This window comes from Tessaracoccus aquimaris (assembly GCF_001997345.1).
GTDB classification, from domain to species: domain Bacteria; phylum Actinomycetota; class Actinomycetes; order Propionibacteriales; family Propionibacteriaceae; genus Arachnia; species Arachnia aquimaris.
This window is the reverse complement of sequence record NZ_CP019606.1, coordinates 726,268-741,186: the sequence shown is the minus strand read 5'-3', so window position 1 is coordinate 741,186 and position 14,919 is coordinate 726,268. Positions and strand designations below refer to the sequence as shown.

The 14,919-nt window shown below is 68.5% G+C and carries 15 protein-coding genes; 3 read left to right on the top strand and 12 right to left on the bottom strand.

The annotated features are described in order from the left end of the window. Positions 1 to 45: 45 nt before the first annotated feature. Together dapF and miaA are read right to left on the bottom strand one after the other, a co-directional pair. A complete protein-coding gene (gene dapF / locus BW730_RS03490; protein WP_077685037.1) occupies positions 46 to 864 on the bottom strand; it encodes a diaminopimelate epimerase in 819 nt (272 codons plus the stop codon). A gap of 19 nt (positions 865 to 883) precedes the next feature. Beyond that, a complete protein-coding gene (gene miaA, locus BW730_RS03485) occupies positions 884 to 1,798 on the bottom strand; it encodes a tRNA (adenosine(37)-N6)-dimethylallyltransferase MiaA (protein ID WP_226997034.1) in 915 nt (304 codons plus the stop codon). A 96-nt stretch (positions 1,799 to 1,894) separates the two neighbouring features. Between miaA and BW730_RS03480 the strand changes: the two genes are divergently transcribed. After that, positions 1,895 to 2,080: an antitoxin gene (locus tag BW730_RS03480; RefSeq protein WP_077687502.1), complete on the top strand. Its 186-nt coding sequence runs from the start codon at positions 1,895 to 1,897 to the stop codon at positions 2,078 to 2,080. A gap of 130 nt (positions 2,081 to 2,210) precedes the next feature. On the opposite strand, the gene miaB is transcribed toward BW730_RS03480, so the two are convergent. Continuing rightward, positions 2,211 to 3,680, bottom strand: coding sequence for a tRNA (N6-isopentenyl adenosine(37)-C2)-methylthiotransferase MiaB (gene miaB / locus BW730_RS03475; protein WP_077685036.1), 1,470 nt, complete (start codon positions 3,678 to 3,680; stop codon positions 2,211 to 2,213). Positions 3,681 to 3,784: 104 nt separating this feature from the next. Here miaB and BW730_RS03470 point away from each other — a divergent pair, with 104 nt between their 5' ends. Then, positions 3,785 to 4,663 (top strand): aldose 1-epimerase family protein, encoded by an 879-nt coding sequence (locus BW730_RS03470; RefSeq protein WP_077685035.1) that lies wholly within the window; start codon positions 3,785 to 3,787, stop codon positions 4,661 to 4,663. 9 nt (positions 4,664 to 4,672) lie between these two features. Here the strand turns inward: BW730_RS03470 and rny are convergent, their stop codons facing one another. The 4 genes from rny to BW730_RS03450 form a co-directional block, all read right to left on the bottom strand. Then, positions 4,673 to 6,280, bottom strand: coding sequence for a ribonuclease Y (gene rny / locus BW730_RS03465; protein ID WP_077685034.1), 1,608 nt, complete (start codon positions 6,278 to 6,280; stop codon positions 4,673 to 4,675). A 216-nt stretch (positions 6,281 to 6,496) separates the two neighbouring features. Further along, on the bottom strand, positions 6,497 to 7,015 hold the full coding sequence (locus tag BW730_RS03460) for a regulatory protein RecX (RefSeq protein WP_077685033.1): 519 nt from the start codon (positions 7,013 to 7,015) through the stop codon (positions 6,497 to 6,499). After that, complete coding sequence (gene recA, locus BW730_RS03455; RefSeq protein WP_077685032.1) at positions 7,005 to 8,048, bottom strand: recombinase RecA; 1,044 nt, start codon at positions 8,046 to 8,048, stop codon at positions 7,005 to 7,007. Before recA ends, BW730_RS03460 begins: the two co-directional genes overlap by 11 nt. A 181-nt stretch (positions 8,049 to 8,229) precedes the next feature. After that, complete coding sequence (locus tag BW730_RS03450) at positions 8,230 to 8,424, bottom strand: DUF3046 domain-containing protein (protein ID WP_077685031.1); 195 nt, start codon at positions 8,422 to 8,424, stop codon at positions 8,230 to 8,232. A gap of 163 nt (positions 8,425 to 8,587) precedes the next feature. Between BW730_RS03450 and BW730_RS03445 the strand changes: the two genes are divergently transcribed. Then, entirely contained in the window at positions 8,588 to 9,409 is an 822-nt protein-coding gene (locus BW730_RS03445; RefSeq protein WP_077685030.1) for a DeoR/GlpR family DNA-binding transcription regulator, read from the top strand. On the opposite strand, the gene BW730_RS03440 is transcribed toward BW730_RS03445, so the two are convergent. From BW730_RS03440 to BW730_RS03420, 5 genes are all read right to left on the bottom strand, one after another. Further along, the gene (locus BW730_RS03440; protein ID WP_077685029.1) at positions 9,359 to 9,634 is read right to left on the bottom strand and encodes a helix-turn-helix domain-containing protein; all 276 of its coding nucleotides are present in this window, start codon (positions 9,632 to 9,634) and stop codon (positions 9,359 to 9,361) included. The two genes, BW730_RS03445 and BW730_RS03440, sit on opposite strands and share 51 nt — an antisense overlap. Positions 9,635 to 9,722: 88 nt before the next feature. Beyond that, positions 9,723 to 10,202 (bottom strand): CinA family protein, encoded by a 480-nt coding sequence (locus BW730_RS03435; protein ID WP_077685028.1) that lies wholly within the window; start codon positions 10,200 to 10,202, stop codon positions 9,723 to 9,725. A gap of 31 nt (positions 10,203 to 10,233) precedes the next feature. Further along, a complete protein-coding gene (gene pgsA / locus BW730_RS03430; RefSeq protein ID WP_226997031.1) occupies positions 10,234 to 10,842 on the bottom strand; it encodes a CDP-diacylglycerol--glycerol-3-phosphate 3-phosphatidyltransferase in 609 nt (202 codons plus the stop codon). Beyond that, positions 10,839 to 12,251: a 30S ribosomal protein S12 methylthiotransferase RimO gene (gene rimO / locus BW730_RS03425; RefSeq protein ID WP_077685027.1), complete on the bottom strand. Its 1,413-nt coding sequence runs from the start codon at positions 12,249 to 12,251 to the stop codon at positions 10,839 to 10,841. Before rimO ends, pgsA begins: the two co-directional genes overlap by 4 nt. Positions 12,252 to 12,266: 15 nt before the next feature. Beyond that, positions 12,267 to 14,783 carry an FtsK/SpoIIIE family DNA translocase gene (locus BW730_RS03420; RefSeq protein ID WP_077685026.1) on the bottom strand — a complete coding sequence of 839 codons (2,517 nt, stop codon included), beginning with the start codon at positions 14,781 to 14,783 and terminating at the stop codon, positions 12,267 to 12,269. Positions 14,784 to 14,919: the final 136 nt, after the last annotated feature.

The following is a 14,919-nucleotide window of genomic DNA, read 5'->3' as shown; positions in this document are numbered from 1 at the left end:
CGGACCTGACCAAGCGCCCGCGCTCAGCCTGTGGAAAAACGCCGGTCAGATCCAGAACTCGCCGCGACCGACGATGACGGCGGGGCCGGTCAGCCGTGCCTGGTCGCCATCGAAGGTGACCGACAGTTCGCCGCCGGGGACGGCTACCTCGACGGGTCCATCGAAGCCGCTGCGGCGGCGGTAGGCGGCCACGGAGGCGACCACTCCGGTTCCGCAACTCATTGTCTCCCCCACGCCGCGCTCGAAGACGCGCATCGACAGCCTGCCGGGCGCGTCGACGCGGATGAACTCGACGTTGACGCCCTCGGGGAAGGCACTCGTCGGCTGCCAGGTCGGGGCGCCGTGCAGGTCGAGCGCGTCGAGGTCTGCGTCGTCGGCGATGAAGGCGACCGCGTGCGGGTTGCCGACGTCGACCTTCGTCGCGTCCCAGGACTGGTCGCCCAGGTCGACGGTGACTGCCTCGTCGCTGACCGTCGCCGCGCCGATGTCGGTGCTGATCAGGCCGAATCGGGAGATCTCGACGTGTTTGATGCCTGCGCGGGTCGCCACGTCGAACGAGCCGGACGCGACCAGTTGCTCGTTGATGAGGTGCCGCGCGAACACCCTGAGCCCGTTGCCGCACATCTCGGCGACGCTGCCGTCGGCGTTGTAGTAGTCCATGAACCACAGGTGAGGATCGCCGTCCCAGTCGCGCACGCTCCCCGCGCGCACCACCCGGATCACGCCGTCGGCGCCGATGCCCGAATGGCGGTCGGTGAGCACCTGGATGAACTCCCGCTGCATCTCGTGCATGCCGTACGAGTCATCGAGGATGATGAAGTCGTTCTTCGTACCGTGGCCCTTGTGGAAGCTGTATCTGCGCATCACGACCTCCCTGAGCTGTTCAGCTTACCTGGGCCAGGATGGTCGCGGCGTTGGTGCCGTCGTTTGCGTCCAGCCAGCAGATCCGGGGGTCGCGGCGGTACCAGCCGAGCTGCTTGCGGAAGAACGACCTTGTCGCCTTCTTGACCTTGGCCTTCGCCTCGGCCTCGGTGAGGTGCCCGTCCAGGAACTCGACGACCTGCCGGTAGCCGATGGCCCGCACCGCGGTGACGCCGTCGCGCAGGCCCCGCGTCAGGAGCGCCCGCACCTCGTCGACCAGGCCCTCGTCCCACATCTGTTCGACACGGGCGTCGATCCGCGCGTCGAGCAGTTCCCGGTCGAGGGTGAGCCCGAACTGGTGCACGTCGTCGAGTTCGTAGGTCCACTCCGCGATGTGCGGTTGGTGGCCGCCGGTGAGTTCGAGCACCTCGAGGGCACGCACGGTGCGCCTACCGTTGCCCGGCTCGATCTTGGCCGCCGAGCCCGGGGCCACCGACGCGAGGTGCGCGTGCAGCGCCTCGGCGCCGACCCGGTCGAGCTCGGCCTCCCACTTGGCCCGGACGGCCGCGTCGACGCCCGGGAAGTCGAACCTGTCCACGATGGCGCGGGTGTAGAGCGCGGACCCGCCGACGAGGATCGGCACGACGCCCCTCCCGCGGAGCTCCTCGATCACGTCGCGGGCCAGCGCCTGGAAGTCGGCGACGGAGGCCGTCTGGGTCACCTCGGCGATGTCGATGAGGTGGTGCGGGATGGCCGCGCGCTCGTCGGGGGTGGGTTTTGCGGTGCCGATGTCCATGCCGCGGTAGATCAGCATCGAGTCCGCGTTGATGATCTCGGCCGCCCTGCCCCGCTCGGCAAGCGCCTTTGCCACGTCGACGGCGAGCCGGGACTTGCCGGTCGCGGTAGGTCCGACGAGGACGATGAGCGGGCTGGACACCCGGCCAAGTGTGCCACCCGAATCAGGTCCTTCCCACCGGGCCGAAAACCGGGCACAATCGTCGTCGGAACTACTTCCTAGAGAAAGGAGCTGCACATGGGGATTCTTGACAATCTCGGTGGCCTGGCGAAGGAGCATGAGGACAAGATCGAGGCCGGCATTGAGCAGGCTGGAGATTTTGTTGATGACAAGACCGGCGGCAAGTATGCCGACAAGGTCGATCAGGCTCAGAACCTTGCAAACGAGCAGCTCGACAAGCTGACGGGCCAGGACCAGCAGTGACAGTTGGGCGCCGCTGACCCGACCGATCTCGCCGACGACGGCGCATCGGCACCGAGCAGGATCGGCGCCCACACCCACCCGAGACACGAGGGCCGCCCCAGTGGGGCGGCCCTCGTTGCTGTGTGAGTTGTCAGCCGGGCTGGCCGATGCTCGGCATGCCGAGGCCGACGCCGACCGGGGCAGGCGCGTTGGTGGCGGCCTCCCAGGCGTCGCCTCCGCGGGTGCGACGCAGGTTCGTGAAGCCGTCGTCGGCGTTGAGGTGGTGCGGGGCGGCGTGCGTGATGCGAGCCGTCGCGATGTCGCCGGGGCGCGGCCGCTCGGCGCCCTCGCCCGGGGCGGCGACGTGGACGAGTCGGTTGTCCTTGGCGCGGCCGCTGAGCCGGTTGGTCTCCGCGTCCTTGCGGCCCTCCCCCGTGGCGAACATCACCTCGACCTCTTGGCCGACGAAGCGCTTGTTCTCCTCCCATGACAGGTCGTTGACGAGGCCGACGAGGCGCTCGTAGCGCTCCTGCACGACCGCCTTGGGGATCTGGTTCGGCATCGTCGCGGCGGGGGTGCCGGGGCGGATGGAGTACTGGAACGTGAACGCGGCGGAGAACCGGGCCTGACGCACGACGTCCATCGTGGCTTGGAAGTCCTCCTCGGTCTCGCCGGGGAAGCCGACGATGATGTCGGTGGTGATGGCCGCCTCTGGCATCGCCTCGCGCACCCGGTCGAGGATGCCGAGGAACTTCTGCGACCGGTAGGAGCGGCGCATCGACTTCAGGATGGCGTCCGAGCCGGACTGGAGCGGCATGTGCAGTTGGGGCATCACGTTCGGCGTGGCCGCCATCGCCTCGATGACGTCGTCGGTGAAGTCCTTCGGGTGCGGCGACGTGAAGCGGACGCGCTCCAGCCCCTCGATCCCTCCGCAGGCGCGCAGCAGTTTCGCGAAGGCCTGCCGGTCGCCGAACTCGACGCCGTAGGCGTTCACGTTCTGGCCGAGGAGGGTGATCTCCTGGACCCCTTGGGCGACCAGCATCTCGATCTCGGCGAGGATGTCGCCGGGGCGCCGGTCGGCCTCCTTCCCGCGCAGCGCAGGCACGATGCAGAAGGTGCAGGTGTTGTTGCAGCCGACGCTGACCGACACCCACGCGGAGTAGGGCGACTCGCGACGGCTCGGGAGGTTGCTCGGGAACGTCTCGAGCGCCTCCTTGATCTCGATCTGCGCCTCATGCTCGACGCGGGCGCGCTCCAGTAGGCGTGGAAGGGCGCCGACGTTGTGGGTGCCGAACACCACGTCGACCCATGGTGCCTTCCGCAGGATGGTGTCACGGTCCTTCTGGGCCATGCAGCCACCGACGGCGATCTGCAGGCCGGGATGCTTCGCCTTGACCGACGCCATGTGGCCGAGGTTGCCGTAGAGCCGGTTGTCGGCGTTCTCGCGCACCGCGCAGGTGTTGAACACGACGACGTCTGCCCCGGCGCCGAGCGCGTCGGAGGCGGCCGGGTCGACCCTGGTCAGGCCCGCCTCCTCGAGCAGTCCGCTGATCCGCTCGGAGTCGTGAACGTTCATCTGGCACCCGTAGGTGATGACGTGGTAGGTGCGCTCGGTAGTCATAGCCCGACCATGGTAGACGCCCGCGGCGGAACGCCCCAAGAATCCCCGGTCCCGATCGGCGGGGTCGGGCGCACCCCTCCCCCGGGCGGCCGTAGGCTCGGGGCATGACAACTCTCCCCACCGGGCAACAGTTCCTGATCTCCTCCGGCCGGTACGCGGCCGTCATCACGGAGGTCGGCGCCACGCTGCGAAGCTTCACGGTCGATGGTTCCGAGGTGCTGTGGACGTTCGCGGAAGACGAGGCCCCTCGCGGCTCGATGGGCAGGCAACTGGTGCCGTGGCCCAACCGGATCCGCGACGGTCGCTACAGCTTCGACGGCGTCGCGCACCAGTTGCCGATCACGGAGGTGCCCCGCAACACCGCGCTGCACGGCCTGGGCGAGGGCATGGCGTGGCGTCTCGTGTCGCACACCGACGACGCCGTGACGCTCGCCGCGACGATCTACCCGCAGGCAGGCTGGGCCGGCGTGCTGGACGTGCACATCTCGCACGCCGTCGACGAGGACGGTCTCCGGGTGACGGTGGAGGCCCGCAACATCGGCGCCGCCCCGGCCCCATACGGCTACGGCGCGCACCCCTATGTCGCCGCCGACCTGGCGACCGCCACGCTGACGCTGCCCTTCGAGCACGAACTGGCGGTCGACGCTGAGCGGTTGCTGCCCATCCAGGTTGGCCCCCTGAGCGCCGAGCACGACTTCGTCGAGCCGCGACTGGTGGGCGATGCGGTCTTCGACTCGGCCTTCGTCGACCCGATCGGCGACTGGGAGATCACGCTGGAGACCCCCGAACGCCGAGTGGTGTTCTGGGCGGACCACACGCAGCGCTGGGCGCAGGTGTTCACCACCCCGACGCGCGACGCCATGGCGATCGAGCCGATGACGTGCGGGCCGGACGCCTTCAACGAGGGGCCGACGCACGACGGCGTCATCGTGCTGGAGCCGGGCGAGAGCACCTGCTCCGTGTGGGGCATCCGCGTCGCCTGACGCGGGCGGTCAGTGCGCGGTCTCGGTGGCCCGGGACTCGCGCACGACCGTGATGCGGATCTGGCCCGGGTAGCTGAGGTTCTTCTCCACCTCGGCGGCGATGTCGCGGGCGAGCGCGTGCGCGCCCGCGTCGTCGATCTCCTCGGGGGCGACCATGACGCGCATCTCGCGGCCGGCCTGCATGGCGTAGGCGCGCATCACGCCCTCGTGGGCGGTCGCGATGTGCTCCAGGTTCTCCATCCGCTCGACGTAGGCCTCCAGCGACTCGCGGCGCGCACCGGGGCGGGACCCCGAGATCGCGTCGGCGGCCTGGACGAGGACGGCCTCGACGGTGCGCGGCTCGACCTCGTTGTGGTGGGCCTCGACCGCGTGGACGATGTCCTCGTGTTCGCCGTACTTGCGCAGCAGTTCCGCGCCGATGATGGCGTGGGGGCCCTCGACCTCGTGGGTGAGCGCCTTGCCGATGTCGTGCAGGAACGCGGCCCGCTTGACCACGACGATGTTCAGTCCGAGTTCCGCGGCCATCACGCCCGCGAGGTGGGCGCTCTCCACGAGGTGCCGCAGCACGTTCTGCCCGTAGGACGTCCGGAAGGCGAGCGACCCGAGGATCGGGACGAGTTCCGGGTGCAGGTCGACGATGCCGACCTCGGTGAGGGCGTCCTCTGCTGCACGCTCGACGCGCTCCCCCATCCTGCGCTGGCTGCGCTCGTAGACCTCCTCGATGCGCGCCGGGTGGATGCGCCCGTCTGCGACGAGGTCGACGAGGGTGAGCCGTGCCGTCTCGCGCCGCACCGGGTCGAAACTGCTGAGCAGCACGGACTCGGGTGTGTCGTCGATCAGCAGGTTCACGCCGGTGATCTGCTCGAAGGCGCGGATGTTGCGACCCTCGCGCCCGATGATCCGGCCCTTCATCTCGTCACTCGGCAGGTCGACGGTGCTGACGACCGACTCGTTCGTCTGCTCGGAGGCGACCCGCTGGATGGCGGTGACGATGACCGAGCGGGCGCGCCTGTCGGCCTCCCGCTGCGCGGTGGCCTCGATGTCTCGGGCGATGCCTGCGGCGGTCAGCTTGGCCTGCCGCTCCGCCTCGGCGATCACCTCGTGCTTGGCCTCGTCGACCGATAGGCCCGCGACCCGCTGCAGTTCGTGTTCGACGGCGTCGCGCTTGGCGACGACATCCTCGCGCTGCTCGCGCAGGCTGAGCTTCTGGGCCTCAAGTCGTTCCGCGCGGACGGCCAGGGCCTCAGTGTCGGCCGCGACGCGATCCTCGCGCTCGTGCAGTCGGGTCTCGCGGCGCTCCTGGGCCGCGCGCTCCTCGCGGAGTTCTGCCCGCTTGGTCTCGTGGTGTGCGTCGGCGTCCGTGCGGCGCACCTCTGCCGCCTCGATGATCTCGGCGGCGCGGACCTTTGATTCCTCGACGTTGCGCTCAGCGTCCGCGCGAAGCTGATCGGCGGAGGCCTGGGCCGAGGCCCGCAACTGCGTCGCCTCCACCGTGGCGGCCTCGTTGAGGCCTGCGCGTTCGCGTCGGATCTGCCCGCCTTGGCGCACCAACAGCACGGCCAGCACCACCGCGCAGCCGAGGGCGAGAGCGGCTAGCAACCAACCTAGTTCTGGCACGCGCTTCTCCTCCTGGCAGGTCCTGACTGCACAGGAGACGCACAATCCACGACGCGAGCCACCTTCGGCGGTGGGCACTGCTTCGGCGCCGATTGGGGACAGCGCCGCCTAAGGATGTTCGTGCGGCAACAAGCCGCTGAAGAGATTTTCGGTTCAGCAGGCCAGCTCGGGGCTGGCCGTCAGTTCATGCGGGGTCCTGTGACCTTGCACTAGAGCCTATTGCTCACCTGTGGAAAACTCAACCGGATCTTGCGCGGTGACCTCCGCAAGCACGGCCGCCGTGACCGAGCTGGAGAAGCCGCGCCTGGCCAACACGCCCGCCAACCTGCGCCGCGCGACGTGGGGCTCGAGGCGCGCCATGCTGCGCGCCTTCCTGCGGCCCAACTCGAGCGCCGCGGCGAGCTCCTCCTCGGGGTCGAGCTCGGCGAGCGCCTCCTCGGCGGTCTCCCTGTCGACGCCCTTCTCCCGCAGTTCCTGGCGGATCCGGGCCTTCCCGCGCAGGCTGTTCCTTGCCCGGGATTGCGTCACCGCGGCGGCGAAGGCTGCATCATCGACCAGGCCGACCTCCGTGAACCGCTCGAGGATCTCCTCTGCCACGTCGGCCGGCACGTTCCGCTTGTCCATCGCCTGTCGGAGTTCCTTGGCGGAGCGCTGCCGCACGGCCAGTTGATCGAGCGCGATCTTGCGGGCCACCTCGATCTGGGTGGCCCGCTCGTCGCCCTGCTCAGAAGTCAACTTCGCCCGTCTCCGGGTTCACGCCCTCGGGGATGTCGGACTTGTCGACGCCGAGGTGGAGCCTGATCCGACGCTCGATCTCGTTGGCGACGTCGGGGTTGTTCTTCAGGAACGTGCGGGCGTTCTCCTTGCCCTGACCGAGCTGGTCGGACTCGTAGGTGAACCACGCACCGGCCTTGCGGATGATGCCGGCGTCGACGCCCATGTCGATCAGGCTGCCCTCGCGGGAGATGCCCTCTCCGTAGATGATGTCGAACTCGGCCTGCTTGAAGGGCGGAGCGACCTTGTTCTTGACCACCTTGACGCGGGTGCGGTTGCCGACCATGTCGGTGCCGTCCTTGAGCGTCTCGATGCGACGCACGTCGAGGCGCACCGACGAGTAGAACTTCAGCGCGCGGCCACCGGTGGTGGTCTCGGGGCTGCCGAACATCACGCCGATCTTCTCGCGGAGCTGGTTGATGAAGATCGCGGTGGTGTTGGTGGTCTTGAGCGCGCCGGTCATCTTGCGGAGCGCCTGGCTCATCAGGCGGGCCTGCAGGCCGACGTGCGAGTCGCCCATCTCGCCCTCGATCTCGGCACGGGGCGTCAGGGCGGCGACAGAGTCGATGACGATCAGCGAGAGCGCGCCGGAACGCACCAGGGTGTCGGCGATCTCGAGCGCCTGCTCGCCGTTGTCGGGCTGCGAGACCAACAGTTCGTCTGTGTTGACGCCAAGCTTCTGCGCGTAGTCGGGGTCGAGCGCGTGCTCGGCGTCGATGAAGGCGCAGATGCCGCCGCCGGCTTGGGCGTTGGCGATCGCGTGCAGGGCGACGGTGGTCTTACCGCTGGACTCGGGGCCGTAGACCTCCACGACGCGGCCGCGCGGCAGGCCGCCGATGCCGAGCGCGACATCCAGGGCGACCGATCCGGTGGGGATCACGTCGATCGGTTGGCGGTTGTCCTCCCCCAGCCTCATGACGGAGCCCTTGCCGTGGGCCTTCTCGATCTGGGCGAGCGCTGCCTCGAGCGCCTTGTTACGGTCCGCAACGGCCATCGGATTTCCTTCCTGGGGCTGACCCGGGCGGGCCAGTTATGTCGTCGTCCATCACTCTAGGAAGAGGCACCGACATTTCTTTCACGGCGCCTGGTTCCTGTGGAGAACTGCGCGTCAGCTTACCGAACACCCGTTCGAATGCGTAAGCGACACGCGAGTTTTTTTCGGCGCGGCACTATTTTCAGCGCAGCGTCTCCGGCAGTTCGAGTTGCGCCCAGACGGCGCGCCAGATCCGCTTGCACGGGATGCCCGCGGCGAGCGCCTCGCGCACGGTGCGGCTTCCGAGGGCCTCCATCACGACCTGGTCGGCCCACGCCGCGGCATACCCGCCAGGCAGCACCTCGTTCAGTCGCTGCCACAACTCCACCTCACGCACCCGCCTACCGTACCCGCTGCTGGACGGCGCTGTTCACGACGCTGACCGAAGTGAGTAAGCTATCGCTCACCCGAGTGAGCAGAGCGCTCACAGTGATGGTTCGCGCGAAGGAGCCCGCCGGATGAATGCGCCTGGAACCCCCTCACACAAGCGTTCGGACCGGATGGTCGCGCTGCTCGCCCTGCTCACCGAGCGGGGTCAGTTGCCGCTGGCGTACCTGGCGGAGGCTCTCGACGCGTCGGCCGCGACGATCCGCCGCGACGTGGCGCTGCTCGCCGCCCAGGGCCTCCTGGAGCGCACCCACGGCGGGGCGCGCCCGATGAAGGGGAACCGGGAACTACCGGTCAGGCTGCGCGATGGGCGTAACCAGGAGTCGAAGCGCCGGATAGCGCGGACGGTCGCGTCACTGATCCCGCACGGCAAGCACGCGATAGGGCTGACGGGGGGCACCACCACCGCAGAGGTGCTGCGCGCGCTGCGCAGCCGCGACGACCTGACCATCATCACGAACTCGCTCAGCATCGGCCTCGAGGCCGCCGAGCAGGGCCAGGCGCGTGTGTTGATCGCGGGAGGCGTGCTTCGCTCAAGTTCACTCGAACTGGTCGGCTCGCTCGCCGAGTCGACCATGAAACTGGTCAACGTCGGCACGGCGGTGATCGGCGCGGACGGGGTGAGCGCAACGGGTGGGCTCACGACGCACGACGAGATCGAGGCCCGCACCAATTACGCGATGATCGAGCGCGCACAGCGCGTCATCGTGGCCGTCGACTCGAGCAAGATCGGGAACCGGACGCTGGCGAAAATGGCCGACGTCACGGACTTCCAGGTCCTGGTCACCGATTCGGGTGCACCCGAGGACGAACTGGAAGCGTTCCGTGACGCCGGCATCGAGGTTCATGTCGTCGACGCGGGTCGCGGCGACGAGGGCCCTGTCTCAGGCGGCCGCGGCAACTCGCGGCATGCGCTCGGCTTCGAGGGTAGCTAGCTTTCCGCTGATGCTGATCATCAGATCGGAGAGCGACACATCAAGGGCAGACGCAATGGAGAACAGCACCTCGCTCGACGCCTCCTTGTGACCGCGCTCGATCTCGGACAGGTATCCAAGTGAGACCATGCTGGCCATGGAGACCTCACGCAGGGTCATGCCGGCCGCCATCCGGAGTTCCCGGAGAGTCTCGCCCATTACCTTACGAATAAGAATCGTCTTCACGGCTACCTACCTTGCTGGCGGGCCGGATGCCCGCCGTCGGGTGGTACAACACGAGCGATTCGGGTTTTGTTCCCCGCTGGCGAAACGCTCACAAAACGCGCAGCAACATCTCCATCGAGTAGTCGATCGCGGCGGAGCGGATCTGCTCCCGGTCGCCCTCGAACTGCTTGAGTTCCGTGTACTGCGGCCAGTCGGACATCCCGACGCGCGGGCCGACCACGGCGAACCACACGGTGCCGACCTTCGCGCCGTCGGTCTCGGTCGGGCCCGCCACGCCGGTGGTGGACACGGCCCAGTCGGAGTCGCACGCGGACTGCGCGCCGAGCGCCATCTGCAGAGCCGTCAACTCGTTGACGACGCCCTCGTTCGCGATCAGTTCCTCGTCGACCCCCGCGAGGGAGGCCTTCAGTTCGCGGGCGTAGGTCACCAGCGCCCCGCGGAACACCGCAGATGCGCCGGGCACGGCCGTGAGCGCCGCGCCGATGCCGCCGCCGGTGAGCGATTCACACGTCGACAGGGTGATCGAACGCCCGGTCATCTTCTTGATGACGTCTTCGGCCAGCGACATGTTTCCTCCAGGTCTTAGGTGGTTACCCCATTCAGGCTACCGACTCGTCCGTCCCCTTGAGCGCGTCGCGGCGGATCCGCCAGGCGTGCCGCAGGTAGTCGAACCCCGTTACGACCGTCAGGATCAGTGCGGCCCACATCAGGACCCAGGCGAGCACCTGGAGCGGGCCGGGAAGGAAGTCCAGGTTCAGGTTGAACAGGATCAGCGCGACGGTCTGGGTGACCGTCTTGGCCTTTCCGCCCTTGTTGGCGGCCATCACGGTGCCGTACTTCTTCAACCGTTCGCGCACCCACGTGATGCCCCACTCGCGGAGCAGGATGATGATGGTGAACGCCCACGGCAGTTCACCGAGGATGCTGAGGCAGATGAACGCCGCGCCGGTGAGGGCCTTGTCGGCGATCGGGTCCCAGAGCTTCCCGAAGTCGGTGATCAGGTTGTACTTGCGCGCGATGAAACCGTCGGCCAGGTCCGTCAGCATCGCGACAAGGAACACGATGGTGGCGGCGAGGCGCCAGGAGAACACCTCGGGTCCCATGAACAGCAGCACCACGTAGACCGGCACCAGGATGATCCGGATCACCGTCAGGATGTTTGGCACATTCCAGTTGCTCGGCTTGGCTGCCACCGTGTTGTCGCTCACTTCGCCTCCGCGATCAGGTCGATGCCGTCCGAGTCGGTCACGCGGGCGGAGATGATGTCGCCCACGGCTGCGGGCAGGTCGAGGGTCACGACGCCGTCGGTCTCGGGCGCCTGGTGCATGGCGCGACCGGTGCCGTCGGCCTCCTCAACGAGCACGATCACGTCCTCGCCGATCCGGTCGTCCGCACGGGCCTCGCAGACCTCGATGGCAACGTCGGCGAGCATCGCGCGGCGCTCCTCGATCTCCTCCTCCGGCAGGTGACCGGCGAGGTCGGCCCCCTCGGTGCCCTCCTCGTCGGAGTAGCCGAAGACGCCGAGCACGTCGAGGTTCGCGTCGATGATGAACTGCCGCAGGATCTCCACGTCGGCCTCGGTCTCGCCGGGGAATCCCGCGATGACGTTGCTGCGGATGCCAGCGTGGGGCGAGCGGGAGCGGATCATGCCGATCAGCGACAGGAAGCTGTCCGGGTCGCCGAACCGTCGCATCGAGCGCAGCACCGACTTGGACGCGTGCTGGAAGCTGAGGTCGAAGTAGGGCACCACCTTGTCGATGCCGAACATGGCGTCGATCAGCCCTGGGCGGATCTCGGCGGGCTGCAGGTAGGACACCCGGATCCATTCGAGCCCGTCCACCGCGGAGAGACGCTCCAGCAGTCGCTCAAGGCGATGGTCCGAGCCGAGGTCCTTGCCGTAGGACGAGGTGTTCTCCGAGACGAGGAAGACCTCCTTGACGCCGTCCTCGACGAGCCAGCGGGCCTCCGCCTCCAACTCGTCAAGGGGGCGCGACAGGTAGCTGCCACGGAAGGCGGGGATGGCGCAGAATGCGCAGCGCCGGTCGCAGCCGGAGGCGATCTTCAGCGACGCTGATGGGCCGCGCCCAAGCCTGCGGCGCAGCGTCGGCGGGCCGCTCTGCGGGGCCAGCCCGTCGGGGAGCGGCGCGTGGCCCGGCGTGGCGATGCCCGCCGCTGCGGCAGGGCGGGCCGACGGGGTGAGGGGCAGCAGCTTGCGGCGGTCGCGTGGGACGTGCGAGATCGGCTTCTCGCCGTCGAGGATGGAGCGCAGCCGGTCGGCGATGTCGGTGTAGGCGTCGAAGCCGAACACCGCGTCGGCCTCCGGAAGCGACTGGGCAAGTTCGACGCCGTAGCGTTCCGCCATGCAGCCGACGGCGACCACGGACTTCACCACGCCGTCGTCCTTGAGGTCGGCGGCGGCCAGCAGCGTGTCGATCGAGTCCTTCTTGGCCTGCTCGACGAAGCCGCAGGTGTTGACCACCACCGTCTCGGCGTCCTCGGCGTCGTCGACCAGCACGAAACCCCCGAGCTCGAGCCGTGCGGCGAGCTCCTCGGAGTCGACGTCGTTGCGGGCGCAGCCGAGCGACGCGATGTGGACCGATCTCAGTGGCGTAGACATTGGGCCCATTATTGCTCAGCCCGCCGAAAGGTTCACCAGAACGTCGTCCAGGTCGTCGGGCTTGACGAGCACCTCGCGCGCCTTCGAGCCTTCCGACGGGCCGACCACTCCCCTGCTCTCGAGGATGTCCATGAGGCGGCCTGCCTTGGCGAAGCCGACGCGGAGCTTGCGTTGCAGCATCGAGGTCGACCCGAGCTGCAGTTCGACGACAAGCCGGCAGGCGTCGAGGACGAGTTCCATGTCGTCGCCGATGTCGTCGACGACCTTCTTCTCCGCCCCGGCCGCGACGGTGACGTCCTCGCGGTAGTTGGGCTGCAACTGTTCGCTGATGAAGCCGACGATCTCGCGGATCTCGGACTCGTTGACCCAGGCGCCCTGCACGCGGATCGGCTTGCCCGCGCCCATCGGCAGGAACAGCCCGTCGCCCTTGCCGACGAGCTTCTCGGCGCCGGGCTGGTCGAGGATGACGCGGGAGTCGGTCATCGACGACGTGGCGAACGCGAGGCGCGACGGCACGTTGGCCTTGATGAGGCCCGTCACGACGTCGGTGGAGGGGCGCTGCGTGGCGAGCACCAGGTGGATGCCCGCGGCACGCGCGAGCTGGGTGATCCGCACGACCGACTCCTCGACGTCGCGCGGGGCGACCATCATGAGGTCGGCGAGCTCGTCGACCACCACGAGCAGGTACGGGTACGGCGTCAGCACCCGCTCTGACCCCTCCGGCACCTTCACCTGACCCGCACGGACGGCCTTGTTGAAGTCGTCGACGTGGCGGAAGCCGAACGCGGCGAGGTCGTCGTAGCGCATGTCCATCTCACGCACCACCCACGCGAGGGCCTCCGCGGCCTTCTTGGGGCTGGTGATGATGGGGGTGACGAGGTGCGGGATGCCCTCGTACTGGTTCAGCTCGACGCGCTTCGGGTCGACGAGTAGCAGGCGCACCTCGTCGGGCGTTGAGCGCATCATGATCGAGGTGATCAGCGAGTTGATGAAGCTCGACTTTCCGGAGCCGGTCGCGCCCGCCACGAGAAGGTGAGGCATCTTGGCCATGTTGGCGAGCACGAAGCCTCCCTCGACGTCCTTGCCGAGGCCCACGGTCATGGGGTGATGGTCGCTCTTGGCCTTCTGCGAGCGGAGCACGTCGCCGAGGCTGACGACCTCCTTGTCGAGGTTCGGGATCTCGATGCCGATCGCGGACTTACCCGGGATCGGCGTCAGGATCCGGATCTCGTTGGATCCGACGGCGTAAGCGATGTTGTCCGCAAGGCCGGTGACCTTGCTGACCTTGATCGCCGACCCGAGTTCGACCTCGTAGCGGGTCACTGTCGGGCCACGGGTGTAGCCGGTGACGCGGGCGTCGATCTCGAACTCCGTCAGGACCGCCGCGAGTTGGCGCACGACCTTGTCGGAGGACTCGGTGCGGGCCTTCGGCTTGGTGCCGGACTTGAGCAGCTGCTCCTCGGGGAGCAGGTAGGCGATGTCGCCGCTCAGTTGGAGCTGCTCCGCCCGAGGCGGCGCGGGCGTGTGCTGGGGTGGCTCGAGGTCCCTCGGCTCGTCCTTGGGGAGGCCTGCAGCGGGCCGGGACTTGACGGGCTCGGGCTCGGGCTCCGGGTCGGCAGGCGGGAGATAGAAGTCCTCGGAGGGCTCGTACACCTCGTCGTCGAGATGCTCGACCGGGTCCTCGATCAGCGGCGTGTCGTACGGGACGTCGACGCCCAGCTTGAGCTTCTCCTTGGGCTCGTCGTCGCGCTCGACGAGCGACCCGAACAGGGCACCGATGCCACGCACGATCTCGTTGAGGGGCCTGCCGATCACGATCAGGACGCCGAACAGCGTGATGATGCTGAGGATCGGCACCGAGACCCACGCGGTGAGCAGGTCGGTGAGGATGCTGGAACTGACGTAGCCGACGACGCCGCCTGCCGCGCGCACGGCGTCCATGTCGGTCGGCAGCGGCAGTCCGCGGGCGATGTGGACGAGGCCGAGCACGCCCAGCGTGATCAGGGTCCAGCCGAGGCCCGTGCGCGGTGCGACCTCGACCTCACGCGGGTGGCGAAGCACGCGCCAGGCGCCGTAGAGCAGCACTGCGGGCACCACGACCGACAGCGATCCGAAGACGGTGGAGATGGCGATCCCGAGGCCGTTGCCGACGGGGCCGGGCAGCGCGAACCAGAAGCGCGCGGCCACGATGATGCCGAGCGCGAGCAGCAGCAGGCCCCAGCCGTCGCGGCGGAGCTTAGGATCGACGTCCTTGGCGGCGCCACCGAAGCTGCGCGCGACCCACCCGACGCCGTGGGCCAGGCCCGCGAACGCCTTGCCGATGCCCTTGAGGATCGTGATTCCCACGCCGGGGCCCTGCTTCGGCATCACCTTGGTCTGCGCCGTGGTGCGCTTGGTCGCGGCCGACGACGAACGGGTCGTCGGCCGTGGGGCCGGTTTCTTGCTGGGGGAACGTGCAGCGCCGGACGTGCTTTTCGAGCGCGTCGAAGTGCTGGTATTCCGCGCTGAGGAGGAAGTTCCGCGGGACGCCATGGGCCTAACGCTAACTCACGCGGCCCCGGTCGCCCGGTTCCCCACGCCGCCGCGCGGGCGATTCGATGCCTGGGCGTGTCGCGAAGGCCAACAGGTGAACAGTTGGTGACCACCGAGGGCGACCGCGCGAACTCGG

Bases quoted from the DNA above. Each gene is read 5' to 3' on its own strand.
- dapF (WP_077685037.1), bottom strand. From the start codon at position 864: ATGCGCAGATACAGCTTCCACAAGGGCCACGGTACGAAGAACGACTTC.
- BW730_RS03480 (WP_077687502.1), top strand. From the start codon at position 1,895: ATGGGGATTCTTGACAATCTCGGTGGCCTGGCGAAGGAGCATGAGGAC.
- miaB (WP_077685036.1), bottom strand. From the start codon at position 3,680: ATGACTACCGAGCGCACCTACCACGTCATCACCTACGGGTGCCAGATG.
- BW730_RS03470 (WP_077685035.1), top strand. From the start codon at position 3,785: ATGACAACTCTCCCCACCGGGCAACAGTTCCTGATCTCCTCCGGCCGG.
- recA (WP_077685032.1), bottom strand. From the start codon at position 8,048: ATGGCCGTTGCGGACCGTAACAAGGCGCTCGAGGCAGCGCTCGCCCAG.
- BW730_RS03445 (WP_077685030.1), top strand. From the start codon at position 8,588: ATGGTCGCGCTGCTCGCCCTGCTCACCGAGCGGGGTCAGTTGCCGCTG.
- BW730_RS03435 (WP_077685028.1), bottom strand. From the start codon at position 10,202: ATGTCGCTGGCCGAAGACGTCATCAAGAAGATGACCGGGCGTTCGATC.
- rimO (WP_077685027.1), bottom strand. From the start codon at position 12,251: ATGTCTACGCCACTGAGATCGGTCCACATCGCGTCGCTCGGCTGCGCC.
- BW730_RS03420 (WP_077685026.1), bottom strand. From the start codon at position 14,783: ATGGCGTCCCGCGGAACTTCCTCCTCAGCGCGGAATACCAGCACTTCG.